Raw genomic sequence first — 11,768 nt, forward strand, 5'->3', positions numbered from 1 at the left:
CGCCACCACCACCGGGGCGCTGCCACCACCGGGGCGCTGCCACCACCGGGGGCGCCACCACCACCGGGGGCGCTGCCACCGAGGTCCGGCGTGTCCGGGCCGCCGCGCTGGAAGAAGCCGCCCGGCGTGATATTGCCGGTGCTGATCACGTCCAGACCGGTGACCTTGCCGGCGATCTTGCCGCAGACCCGGATGATGCTGCCGAACACCTCGGCGAGCTCGCCGAGCAGCGGGGAGACCTTCCGGATGGTGCCGACCAGCTTCTGCAGCAGCTCGGCGATCCGCGTCGCCCACTTGGAGATCGCGGCCACGGCCTGCGCCACGACGACGGGGGTGCCGAAACCGAGCGAGCACACGGTCTCCAGCACCCAGGAGATCAGCTTGCCCACCAGGTCGGCGATGAGGTCGCGCACCGTCTCCCGGACGAACGTGACCACCTCACCCATGATCATGACCACGGTGCTGATCGCCCCGGCGACCGTGCTCGCCCCGGCGAGGGTCTCCTCCTGCTCGGCGCAGGAGGCCCGGTAGGCGTCCGCCGCGTCGCCGGTCCAGCCCGCGGTGCCGTTCTTCACCGCGTTGGCGAAGGTGTTCCGGGTCTCGTCCAGCCGGCCCGCGACGTTCGACCACGTCTCCGAGTACGACTGGATCACCGGCGGGTCGCCGCAGACGGAGTCGAGCATCTCCTTCAGCGGCTCGACGTGCTCCATCAGGAAGGACGCCACCGAGGACATCAGCCAGCCGAACGGGTCGATCGCGGCGGAGGCGCCCTCGGCGACCAGCCCGATCGCGCCCAGTCCGCCCTCGACCCAGTTGCCGTCCTGGATGCCGTTGTAGGTGTCCATGGCGGACTCGGCGATGCCGATGCCGCCCGCCCAGCCGTAGTCGCCGTTGCCCGAGGTCAGCGGACCGGGGCCGTCGCCGTTCTCCGGCGCCTCGGCGACGAGCGGGTTGTCGGTCTCGGACATCAGACACCGGTCCCGAACTGCCGGGTGTGCTCCTCCTCGGTGCCGCGGTAGGTCTCCGCGGCCTTGCGCACCTTGTCCGCCGTGGCCCGCATCGCGGTGACCGATTCGGTCAGCGCGTCGATGCCGTACTGCTCCACCGGGTCGAGCAGCATCCGGAACGGCTGGCAGAGGATGCCGTAGGCGTCGGTGGGCATGCTGACCGCACGCGCCGCCTCGACGGCCTGCTGCAGCTGCTCGGTGCATCCGTCGAGTTGGCTCGCATGCGCGTCCAGGTCCGTGTCGAGCTCGAAGCCACCCTGCGTCACGGTTCCCCCAGTGGTCGGTCGGGTCGGGTCGGCGTCAGGAGAAGATGGAGCGGCCGCCGAAGTCGTCGTCATCGGGATCGTCGCCGGAGTCGCGGTCGCGCCCGCGGGGCCGGCCGAACGGCCGGGAGGACCCGGCGGGCGGGGCCGGGTCGCCACCCGCGGGGCCGTCCGCGGGGTCGTCGCCCTCGGGACCGAACCGGAACTCGGTGTCGGCCTGCGGCGGCTCCGGCTCCTCCTCGTCGGGCGGCTCGGGGAAGGTCCGTTTCGCGTCGGCGAAGACCGTCGCCGCGGTCTCGTCCTCCGTACCGACGGTCTCGGCCATCGCCTCCTGCAGCAGTGCGGGGATCCGGGCCTGTGCGGCCTGGACGGTCCGCATGATCTGGGTCGACAGCTCCGCCATCCGCCTGCCCTGGGCGCTCTCCTCGAGAGTCAGCCCGGTCAACAGGCCCTTCGAGTTGATCGTCACCTGGACGAGGTTGTCCGGCGAACGCTCGGTGACCGTGATCTCCTGGACCCGCTCGGCCATCGCCTGGTACCGCTGCGCCTGCTGCTGCACCCGACGCGTCCAGTCCGCGATCATGCGCTCGCTGCCGTCGGTCCCCTCCGACATCGTTCCTCCTCCTTCGGCGACGACACTGGGACGCGACCGGATCCGGATCGGTTCCCGGTGTGCCGGATTTTCTCGGGCCCGTTTCCGTTCCCGGGCGGTTGTTTCATCAGGCGAACTCGCTTTTTCGGAATCCACCCGGTCGTCACAATTCCGTTGTGCGTCCGAAGGCGTAAGGGCTTCGGACTGTCGGTGCCGGATGGGAGCCTGTCTCCATGAATGCGATGACCGCGAAGGCGGACCTGCACAGTTCCCTCGCGCAGGCCCGGGCCGGCCTGCTGTGGAAGCTCGACGGCCTGTCCGAGTACGACGTGCGCCGTCCGCTGACGCCGACCGGCACCAATCTGCTGGGCATGGTCAAGCACCTCGCGTTCTGCGAGGCCGGCTACTTCGGCGACACCTTCGACCGGCCGTTCCCGGAAGGGCTGCCCTGGCCGGACGGTGGGGATCCGAACGCGGACCTGTGGGCCACCGCGGACGAGTCCCGCGACGACGTCGTCGACCGGTACCGCAGGGCCTGCGCGCGCCGACGACACCATCGACGCGCTCGCCGTCGACGCACCCGGCCGGGTCCCGCACTGGCCCGCCGACCGGGCCGAGGTGACGCTGCACCGGATCCTGGTGCACATGACCGTCGAGACGAACCGGCACGCCGGACACGCCGACATCCTGCGCGAACTCGTCGACGGGGCCGTCGGTCTGCACCCCGACCGCGCGGGGGTGCCCGAGGAGGGGCCGGGGTACTGGGCCGACCACCACGCCCGGCTGGAACGGCTCGCCCGCGAGGTCGCGGGCGGGGACGGTGCGGCCGTCCGGGAATGACCGGCTCGGGGACCACCGGCACGGCGGCGCCGGCCGCCCGGCCGCGCCGGTAGCCTGGCGGACATGGCGGACGACGACACTCTCCGATCGGTCAGCATCGAACGGGTCTCCACGGGCCGGTACGTGGCCCGCAACGCCCGCGGCGGCACGCTGCCGCTCAGCTCGAACGACGACGCGGACTTCTCGCCGGTGGAGCTGCTGCTGGCGGCGATCGGCGGCTGCACGGCGGTGGACACCGACGTCGTCACCAGCAGGCGGGCGGAGCCGACCGAGTTCACCGTCACCGTCTCCGGCGACAAGATTCAGGACAAGGAGACGGGCAACCGGATGGAGAACCTGGCGGTGACGTTCCGGGTCGCCTTCCCGGAGGGGGACGACGGGGACCGCGCGCGGGACGTGCTGCCCCGCACGGTCCGGTTGTCGCACGACAAGCTGTGCACGGTCAGCCGCACCGTCGAACTCGGTACGCCGGTGGACACCACCATCGACGAGAGCTGATCCTCCGGCTACGGCAGCGGAGGGGTGCCCTCGGGCGGGGTCCGGTGGCCGGTCGCCCGCTCGTAGTCGTGGCCCATCGCCAGCAGCGACGGCTCGCTGAAGGGCAGTCCCAGCAGCTCGACCCCGACCGGGAGTCCGGCACCGGTGAATCCGGCGGGCAGACTCAACGCGGGGAATCCGCTGTGGCCCGCCAGTTGGCAGTTGCGGCTCGGCTGCGCCGTGCCGATCGCCGGTGGCGGTTCGGTGATCGACGGGTAGACCAGTGCGTCCAGCCCGTGCGTCCGCATGAGCTCGGTGAGCAGTGCGCGCAGCCGGTCCCGTTGGCGCAGTTTCTCCTCATAGGCCGGGTTGGGCAGCGCGGGGCTGTCCACCAGCGCCCGCACCAGCGGCAGCACCGTCTCGTGCACCTCGCCGGAGGCGGCGACGTCGGCGAGGGTGAGCTCGCTTTCCGGTTCGGCCAGGTGCGCCAGACGCCGCGGGAGTCCGTGTGCCGAGTCGGCGAGGTAGGCGTCGAAGTCACGTTCGAACTCGTCGGCCACCCGGTTCGCGCCCTCGGCCGCGTCCGTGATCTCCGGTTGCGGCCCCAGCTCCACCGCCTCGGCACCCTGGGCGACCATGTCCGCGACCGCCGCGCGCACCACCCGGTTGGTGGGCCGGGCGGCGTCGGTGTCGGCGAACCGGTCACCGAGGACACCGATCCGGCTGCCGTCCAGCGCGTTCCCGGACAGTCCCGCCAGGTAGCTCGGCGGGACGGTGCCCCGCGCGGCGGCGGTGACCGGGTCCGCGGGATCGTGCCCGGCGGTGGCGTCGAGGACCAGGGCGACGTCGGTGACGGAGGTTCCCAGCGGGCCCACCGTGTCCTGGGTGCGCGCCAGGGGTGCGACACCGTCCCGGCTGGACAGACCCAGGGTGGGCCGCAGGCCGACGAGGTTGTTGTGCGCGGCGGGGATCCGCAGCGAGCCGCAGGTGTCGCTGCCCATGCCCACGGGGGCGAACGCCGCCGCGACCGCCGCCCCGGTACCGCCGCTGGAGCCACCGGGGTAGTGCCCCCGGTCGTACGGGTTGCGGGTCTGCCCGCCCAGCGACGACGTCGTGCGGATGTTGAGGGCGTACTCGTCCAGGTTCGTCTTCGCGAGCACGATCGCGCCCGCGTCCCGCAGCCTGCGCACCTGGGTGGCGTCGTCGGGCGCGCGGAGACCGCGCAGGGCCCGCGAGCCGCTGGTGGTGGGCAGGTCGGCGGTGTCCATGTTGTCCTTCACCACGACCGGGATCCCGTGCAGCGGCCCCCGCACGTGTCCCCGCCGCCGTTCGAGGTCGCGCCGCAGTGCCACGGCCCGGGCCCGCGGGTTGACGGTGAGCACGGCGTTGATCCCGGGCCGGTCGGCGTCGGCGTGGTCGTAGGCCGCGATGCGCCGCAGGTACCGTTCGACGAGCGCGCGGGAGGTCACCTCGCCGTCGGCGAGCAACTGCCGCAGCTCGTGCACCTGCAGGCCGACCACCCGCACGGGCGCCGGAGCGGCCGTCGCCACGGCCGGGGTGAGTGCCCCGCACAGGGCGAGCACCGCCAGGAGCACGGTCGGTCGGCGCACGATCTCTCCCTTCACCACGGCCCTCTTCGGCACGACAATCGACACCTGCGGCGAGTACACCAGACCACGCCGCCGGTCTGCTCCACTGTCCGACTGAACCGGCGGGATCCGACTTTCCCGTCCCGGCATACCCGCGTCCACGGTGCCGATCCGTGGCCGTCCGGTTTCGCACTTCGGGAACGGGTTCGCCGTAGCGAAATCGTGACCGTACCGGGTGAAACATCGGCTCCCTGGTCCGACGACAGTCGGGCGACACCTACCGGAACGAATGGGGAGACAGCGGGTGGACGGCAGCAACGGCTTCGAGTTCGTCGCGATCGACGTGGAGACCGCCAACCCGAAACGGGGATCGATCTGCTCGGTCGGTCTGACGGTCGTGGAGAACGGTGCGGTGACCGGGTCGCGCTCCTGGCTGTGCCGCCCGCCCGCTCCGCTGGTGTACTTCGAGCGGCGGCAGGTGGCCATCCACGGGATCGACGAACGGCGGGTGGCCGACGCCCCGTCGTTCGGCGCGGTGCTCGGTGACGTGCGCGCCGCCATCGGGGACCGTCCCGTCGTGGCGCACAACGCCGCGTTCGACCTCGGCGCCCTCCGCGCCGCGTGCGAGGCCGACGACACGGACCCACCGACGCTGGGGTTCGGCTGCACCCGGGTCTGGACGAAGCGTGAACTCGACCTGGCCGACTACCGGCTGCCGACCGTGGCCGGGACCCTCGGCGTGCCGCTGCTCCGGCACCACGACGCCGCCGAGGACGCGCGGGCGTGCGCCGAGGTGCTCCTGACGCTCGCGGCGAAGCGGGGGAGCCGGACCGTGCACGAGTTCGCCCGGGCGACGGGGACCACCCTGGGCAGGCTCGGCCCCGGTACCTGGGACGGGTGTCGCGTCGTGCCCGGTCGCGGCTGAGCAGGTCAGCAGGCCGGGCGAGCCGGGCGGGACGGGACAGGCCGGAGCGCCACCGGCTGCCCGGCTCCCCCGCCGCCGCGGGACGGGCGGGCTCAGTAGTCGTCGCGTCCGGTGAACTGCTCCTCCAACAGCTCCGCCGATCCGGTGACCAGTTCCAACGGGTCGGTAAACTCGTTGATGTCGAGGTTGAGCAGCGGGAGGGAGTGCCGCAGCACCACGTACTCCCCCATGAGGACGGCTCCGCCGACGACCAGCGTGTTGCCGATCTCGGTCAGCACTTCCCGCAGGTCGACCTGGTCGATCCGGGCGAACGGGGTCGCGATCTGGACCCAGTCCTCCTTGCGGTCCATCACCTCCCGGGCGATGATCACGATCTGGGCCCGCCGCTCGGCGTGCGGTTCGCCGCCGTAGCCGAACCGGACGCGGATCTCGTCCGGCTCGTCCCGGACGACGTCGTACTCGTCCCGGACATACGCCACCAGGTCGTCCCACGAGGCCACGTGGACGCCTCCCCTCCGGAGCACCCGGCCGTGCCGGGATCTGTCGTGAACGGCTGGAGCCTACGACGGGAGCACGCGCCGCACGGGCACTTCCGGAGGATCAGTCCAGGTCGGACCAGGAGGGCTCACCGGTGACCTCGAGCACGTCGAGGCCGTCGGAGCGGGCGCGGCCGCCCCGCATTCGCAGGATGTCGGCCTGGCCGACGTCGGCCACCCGCACCGGTTCCCCGTCGACGAGCATCGGCGAGCGGTCGAGGTGGTCGGCCACCGCGGTGCCGAGCACCTCCGGGCGCGCGACGTAGGCGAGCACCCGGTCCCGTTTCGTGCCGTCGTCGGTGGTGGCCGGGGCGTGCACCCAGCCGAGGCGGTAGCACTCGCCGCGGGCCTCCACCTCGTCCAGCGTCGCCCGCTGCCGCGGGGTGACCCACCACAGTGCGTGCCGCTCGGTGGTCCCGGGCCGCGCCGCCAGCACCGCCGGACGTTGCCCGTCCCGGGCTCGGGTACCCGCGCTCCACACGGCCGCGACCCCGGCGACCTCCACCGTCTGCACCACGGCGGGCCCGGCCAGGCCGAGTGTCTCCCGGATCCACTCGATCTTGCCGGGGCACGCGTTGCTGCCGTAGGCCAGTACGGGCAGGCGCGCGTCCAGCGGCGGCTGCCCGAGCGCGCCCAGCCACGTGTCCAGGTCGGTCCCGACCGAGGTGCCGGTGTCGACGACCCAGCCGGACGCGGCGCCGCGGTCCGGCCGGAGGATCCACGCCGCACCGTCCAGCTCCACGTAGCTCACGTCCGGCCGCTCCCCCGGGTACGGATCGGCCGGGTAGTGCCTGCTCAGGAACGGCGACAACGTCGGGACGGCGCGCCGTGGCGCGTCGGTGTGCGGCCCGGTCGAGCTGTACATGGTCTGGCCCCTTCCCGCGGTCGGCGGACGCTAACCAGGCCCGATCCGGACCGGCAACCCACCTGTGCGGCAGCACACGGGACCTCCGAGACCCGACCGGACACCGGTAGCCCGAACTGGTCGGACCAGTTGACGTCTGGTCAGCGTCCCTCTACGGTGCTCGACATGGCATTGCGGCCCGTGGCTCGCCGGTCGGTGTCCGACCAGGTGTTCGAGCAGATCCTCGACGAGGTGGTGGGTGGGGAGTTCGCTCCCGGCGACACCCTGCCCAATGAACGCAGGCTCGCCGAGGTGCTCGGCGTGTCCCGCCCCGCCGTGCGGGAGGCGTTGCAGCGGATGGCCCAGGCCGGGCTGGTGGAGCTGCGGCACGGCGGGAGCACGAGCGTGCGGGACTTCCACCGGCACGCCGGACTGGACCTGCTCCCCCGCCTGCTGGTGCGCGCGGGCGAGGTGGACCCGCGGGTGGTGCGCAGTGTCGTGGAGGCCCGCTACACGGTCGGGCCGAAGGTGGCCGCCCTCGCGGCCGAGCGGGCCGCCGACCGGCTGCGGGGTCCGCTGTCCGCCGCGGTCGACGCTCTCGCGGCCGAGGACGACCCGGTGGCGCGGCAGCGGCACGCCCTCGCCTTCTGGGACCACGTGGTCGACGGGGCGGACTCGATCGTGTTCCGGCTGATGTTCAACAGCCTGCGCACCGCCTACGAGCCCGCCCTGGACGTGCTCGCCCCCGCGATGGCGTCCGAGGTCGACCGGGTGGAGGCCTACCGCGGCCTCGTCGGGGCCCTCGCCACCGGTGACGGCGCCACGGCGGAGAACGCGGCCGTGGACCTGCTCCGCCCGGCCACCGATGTCCTGCTCGCCATGATCAAAACCCTGGAGGAGGCACCATGACCGGCGTGGAACAATCCGATGTGGACAGCCGGGCGCGAGCCCGGCTGCGCGCGGACGAGGAGCGGCTCGCGGCGCGGACCCGGCGGGGCCTGTCACTGGGTGAAGCGTGGCGGGAGTTCTGGCGGCACCCGTCGCCGTGGCTCATCGGCGCCGTGTTCGCCGCCGCGCTGGCGGCACGCCTGGTCGTCGGTGGCTGGGGGCTGTGGGACGCGCTCGTGCCGGTCGCCATGCTCGCCGCGTTCCCGTTCGTCGAGTGGGTGATCCACGTCTGTGTGCTGCATTGGCGTCCCCGCGAGGTGGCGGGCACCCGGATCGACCCACTGGTGGCCCGCAAACATCGGGAGCACCATGCCGACCCGCGCGACCTGCCGCTGGTGTTCATCCCGTGGCCGGTACTGCTCTGGCTGCTGCCCGCGCTCACCGCGGTCGCGGTCCTGGCGTTCCCCCGCCTCGGGCTCGGGCTGACGTTCCTGACGATGACCGCTGCGATCGGCTTCGGCTACGAGTGGACCCACTACCTGATCCACAGTGACCACCGCCCGAAGACCCGGCTCTACAAGGCGGTGTGGCGCAACCACCGGCTGCACCACTACAAGAACGAGCACTACTGGTTCACCGTCACCACGTCCGGCACGGCGGATCGCCTGCTGCGTACCCACCCGGACCCGGCCGACGTGCCGACCTCCCCCACCGCGAAGAACCTGCACGCCGCGAACCCGACCTGAGCCGCCGGTCGCGCCCCCGGGGTTTGCCGTGAGGGGCACATTCGCTGCATGAGACGCAGGGAATGTGCCCCTCACGGCACCGTGGTCACTGTTCCGGGGCGGGTGGCCGCCCGGGCGCGGGTGGCCACCCGCCCCACCCGCCGCGACAATGGCGGGTATGGCGCGGATCGACCTCGTTCTCGGCGACCTCACCGAACAGCACGTCGACGTCGTGGTGAACGCGGCGAACTCGTCCCTGCTCGGCGGGGGCGGGGTGGACGGCGCCATCCACCGCAGGGGCGGGCCGGACATCCTCGCCGAGTGCGAACGCCTCCGCGCGGGCGAGTACCCCGAGGGCCTGCCGACCGGGCAGGCGGTGGCCACCACGGCCGGTCGGCTGCCCGCGCGGTGGGTGGTGCACACCGTCGGCCCGGTCTTCTCGGCGTCCGAGGACCGCTCGGGGCTGTTGGCGGACTGCTACCGGAACTCGCTGCGGGTGGCGCGTGACCTCGGTGCCCGCTCCGTCGCGTTCCCGGCCGTGTCCACCGGCGTCTACCGCTGGCCGGTCGACTCCGCCGCGGAGATCGCGCTGCGCACGCTGGCCGACGCGGCGGGGGACGCCCCGGAGCCGGAGTTGCGGATGGTGCTGTTCGACCGGGCCACCCACGACACCTTCGCCGCCGAGGCCGCCCGACAGGGCCTGTGACGCGCCGGTGTCCGCACCTGCCGCGTCCGGCGACGCCGCCGCTCACGGCCGGGGGATGTTGCGCAGGTTGGCGCGGGCCAGCCGCAGCATCCGGCCGACGCCGCCCTGCAGCACCATCTTGCTGGTGGCGAGCGCGAACCCGGTGAGCTGCTGCCCGGTGATGTGCGGCGGCAGGGACAGCGCGTTCGGGTCGGTGACCACGTCCAGCAGTGCGGGGCCGTCGTGGGCGAGGATCTCGCGCAGCCCGTCGGTCACGTCGCGCGGGTCGCTCACCCGCCGGGCGTGCGCGCCCGCGGCGCGGGCAAGGGCGGCGTAGTCGGTCTCCGGGTAGGTGGTGCCGTACGGGGGCAGCCCGGCGACCATCATCTCCAGGTCCACCATGCCCAGCGACGAGTTGTCGAACAGCACCACCTTCACGGGCAGGCCGTACTGCACGACGGTGAGGAACTCGCCCAGCAGCATGGCGAAGCCCCCGTCGCCGGACATGGCGACCACCTGGCGGGACGGGTCGGGCAGCTGCGCGCCGATCGCCTGCGGCAGCGCGTTGGCCATCGACCCGTGGGTGAACGACCCGATGACCCGGCGCCGCCCGTTCGGGCTGATGTAGCGGGCGGCCCACACGTTGCACATCCCGGTGTCCACGGTGAACACCGCGTCGTCCGCGGCCACCTCGTCCAGCACGGACGCGACGTACTCGGGGTGGATCGGCCGGTGCCGTTCCACCCCGGTGGTGTAGGCGGCGACGACCCCTTCGAGTGCGTCGGCGTGCTTGCGCAGCATCCGGTCGAGGAAGGTGCGGTCGGTCTTCGGCGTGACCTTCGGGGTGAGGCACCGCAGCGTCTCGGCGACGTCGCCGCAGATGCCGAGGTCCAGCCGCGAGCGGCGGCCCAGGTGCTCGGGCCGGACGTCCACCTGCACGATCCGCACGTCGTCGGGCAGGAACGGGTGGTACGGGAAGTCGGTGCCCAGCAGCACGAGCAGATCGCACTCGTGCATCGCCTCGTAGGCGGCGCCGTAGCCGAGCAGACCGGACATGCCGACGTCGTACGGGTTGTCGTACTGGATCCACTCCTTGCCCCGCAGGGCATGGCCCACGGGGGCGAGCACCCGGCCCGCGAAGGACATCACCTCGTCGTGCGCGCCCGCGGCCCCGGCACCGCAGAACAGGGTGACCCGGCGGGAGTCGTCGACGAGCCGGGCGAAGGCGTCGATGTCGGTGTCCGTCGGGCGGATCGTCGGCGACCGGTCGAGCGGCACCATCGTCGTCATGTCCTCGGGCGAGTCCTGCCCCGCCACGTCGCCCGGGACGGTGAGCACCGAGACGCCGCCGAGACCGAGGGCGTGGTGGATCGCGGCGTGCGCGACGCGGGGTAGCTGCGCCGGAGTGGAGATCATCTCGGAGTAGTGGCTGCACTCGACGAACAGCCGCTCCGGGTGGGTCTCCTGGAAGTAGTCGGTGCCGATGTCCTCGCTGGGGATGTGCGCGGCGATCGCCACGACCGGCGCCATGCTGCGGTGCGCGTCGAACAGGCCGTTGATCAGGTGCAGGTTCCCGGGGCCGCAGCTGCCCGCGCAGGCGGTGAGCCGTCCGGTGATCTGCGCCTCGGCCCCGGCGGCGAACGCGGCCGCCTCCTCGTGCCGGGTCTGCACCCAGTCGATCCCGTCCGTGCGCCGCACCGCGTCGGTGACCGGGTTGAGGCTGTCCCCGACCACCCCGTAGATCCGGCGCACCCCGGCCCGCACCAGCAGGTCGACCAGGTGTTGGGCCACCGTCCGCCCGGCCACGGCACCCTCCCTCCCTCGGCATCGCCGTGTCCCCGTCCCTCCGGCCGCCGGGGACACGGTCGTCGCGGGGAGAGTGCCCGCCCGGCGGCGGTCGAACCGCGCGGGCGGCGGTCAGGTCGTGCCACCGGCTCCGGGCAGCAGCACACCCGGGTTCAGGCTCCACGTGGGATCGAGGGTGCGTTTGGCCGCGGCGAGCGCGGCGGCGAACGGGTCCGGACGCTGCCGGTCGTAGAACGGGCGGTGGTCGCGGCCGACCGCGTGGTGGTGGGTGATCGTGCCGCCGTGCGCGAGGATCGCCTCGGACACCGCGGTCTTGATCTCGTCCCACTGGGCGAGCATGCTCCCCCACCGTCCGGGGGCGTACACGGTGTAGTACGGCGCGGGCCCGTCCGAGTACACGTGCGTGAACCGGCAGGTCACCGCACCGCCCCCGGTGGTGTGCCGCATCGCCTCGTCGGCCGCGGCGTTGACCGCTCGGTGCAGCTCGTCGAAGCGGTCCCAGGTGCAGGCCGTCTCGAACGTCTCCACGATCATCGCGTGCCGGGCCAGCGCGTCGCGTTGGTACGGCATCCGCAGGAACGCCGACCGCCA

Annotated in this window: 13 protein-coding genes and 1 pseudogene; 6 read left to right on the forward strand and 8 right to left on the reverse strand. The window is 72.9% G+C overall.

Features of this window, described 5'->3' with window-relative positions; translation table 11 throughout:
- From SACPADRAFT_RS32520 to SACPADRAFT_RS0208925, 3 genes are all read right to left on the reverse strand, one after another.
- On the reverse strand, nt 1–968 hold a 968-nt coding region (locus tag SACPADRAFT_RS32520), incomplete at its 3' end, for a WXG100 family type VII secretion target (RefSeq protein ID WP_007024881.1).
- Complete coding sequence (locus SACPADRAFT_RS0208920; RefSeq protein ID WP_007024882.1) at nt 968–1,273, reverse strand: type VII secretion target; 306 nt, start codon at nt 1,271–1,273, stop codon at nt 968–970. The genes SACPADRAFT_RS32520 and SACPADRAFT_RS0208920, both read right to left, overlap by 1 nt.
- 34 nt (nt 1,274–1,307) lie before the next feature.
- A complete protein-coding gene (locus tag SACPADRAFT_RS0208925) occupies nt 1,308–1,883 on the reverse strand; it encodes a YbaB/EbfC family nucleoid-associated protein (RefSeq protein ID WP_007024883.1) in 576 nt (191 codons plus the stop codon).
- Nucleotides 1,884–2,095: 212 nt separating this feature from the next.
- On the opposite strand from SACPADRAFT_RS0208925, the pseudogene SACPADRAFT_RS26555 reads away from it, so the two are divergent.
- Together SACPADRAFT_RS26555 and SACPADRAFT_RS0208935 are read left to right on the forward strand one after the other, a co-directional pair.
- Nucleotides 2,096–2,702, forward strand: a pseudogene (locus SACPADRAFT_RS26555) (DinB family protein).
- 63 nt (nt 2,703–2,765) lie between these two features.
- Nucleotides 2,766–3,200, forward strand: coding sequence for an OsmC family protein (locus SACPADRAFT_RS0208935; protein ID WP_007024885.1), 435 nt, complete (start codon nt 2,766–2,768; stop codon nt 3,198–3,200).
- 8 nt (nt 3,201–3,208) lie between these two features.
- Here SACPADRAFT_RS0208935 and SACPADRAFT_RS0208940 read toward each other — a convergent pair whose 3' ends face one another.
- Complete coding sequence (locus SACPADRAFT_RS0208940; protein ID WP_051442428.1) at nt 3,209–4,807, reverse strand: amidase; 1,599 nt, start codon at nt 4,805–4,807, stop codon at nt 3,209–3,211.
- A 265-nt stretch (nt 4,808–5,072) separates the two neighbouring features.
- Here SACPADRAFT_RS0208940 and SACPADRAFT_RS0208945 point away from each other — a divergent pair, with 265 nt between their 5' ends.
- On the forward strand, nt 5,073–5,693 hold the full coding sequence (locus SACPADRAFT_RS0208945; RefSeq protein WP_007024887.1) for a 3'-5' exonuclease: 621 nt from the start codon (nt 5,073–5,075) through the stop codon (nt 5,691–5,693).
- Nucleotides 5,694–5,785: 92 nt separating this feature from the next.
- Here SACPADRAFT_RS0208945 and SACPADRAFT_RS0208950 read toward each other — a convergent pair whose 3' ends face one another.
- Nucleotides 5,786–6,193, reverse strand: a complete 408-nt coding sequence (locus SACPADRAFT_RS0208950) for a hypothetical protein (protein WP_007024888.1) — start codon at nt 6,191–6,193, stop codon at nt 5,786–5,788.
- Between the two features lie 100 nt (nt 6,194–6,293).
- Nucleotides 6,294–7,094: a hypothetical protein gene (locus tag SACPADRAFT_RS0208955; protein ID WP_007024889.1), complete on the reverse strand. Its 801-nt coding sequence runs from the start codon at nt 7,092–7,094 to the stop codon at nt 6,294–6,296.
- Nucleotides 7,095–7,259: 165 nt separating this feature from the next.
- On the opposite strand from SACPADRAFT_RS0208955, the gene SACPADRAFT_RS0208960 reads away from it, so the two are divergent.
- From SACPADRAFT_RS0208960 to SACPADRAFT_RS0208970, 3 genes are all read left to right on the forward strand, one after another.
- Nucleotides 7,260–7,982 carry a FadR/GntR family transcriptional regulator gene (locus tag SACPADRAFT_RS0208960; protein WP_007024890.1) on the forward strand — a complete coding sequence of 241 codons (723 nt, stop codon included), beginning with the start codon at nt 7,260–7,262 and terminating at the stop codon, nt 7,980–7,982.
- Nucleotides 7,979–8,707, forward strand: a complete 729-nt coding sequence (locus SACPADRAFT_RS0208965; RefSeq protein ID WP_007024891.1) for a sterol desaturase family protein — start codon at nt 7,979–7,981, stop codon at nt 8,705–8,707. The genes SACPADRAFT_RS0208960 and SACPADRAFT_RS0208965 overlap by 4 nt, the downstream gene beginning before the upstream one ends.
- Nucleotides 8,708–8,855: 148 nt before the next feature.
- Nucleotides 8,856–9,392, forward strand: coding sequence for an O-acetyl-ADP-ribose deacetylase (locus SACPADRAFT_RS0208970; RefSeq protein WP_007024892.1), 537 nt, complete (start codon nt 8,856–8,858; stop codon nt 9,390–9,392).
- 42 nt (nt 9,393–9,434) lie between these two features.
- Here the strand turns inward: SACPADRAFT_RS0208970 and SACPADRAFT_RS0208975 are convergent, their stop codons facing one another.
- A complete protein-coding gene (locus SACPADRAFT_RS0208975; protein WP_007024893.1) occupies nt 9,435–11,177 on the reverse strand; it encodes a pyruvate dehydrogenase in 1,743 nt (580 codons plus the stop codon).
- 111 nt (nt 11,178–11,288) lie between these two features.
- The coding region (locus tag SACPADRAFT_RS26560) for an FAD-linked oxidase C-terminal domain-containing protein (protein ID WP_007024894.1) at nt 11,289–11,768 on the reverse strand (480 nt) is incomplete at its 5' end.

This window comes from Saccharomonospora iraqiensis subsp. paurometabolica YIM 90007 (assembly GCF_000231035.2).
Taxonomy (GTDB): Bacteria; Actinomycetota; Actinomycetes; order Mycobacteriales; family Pseudonocardiaceae; genus Saccharomonospora; species Saccharomonospora paurometabolica.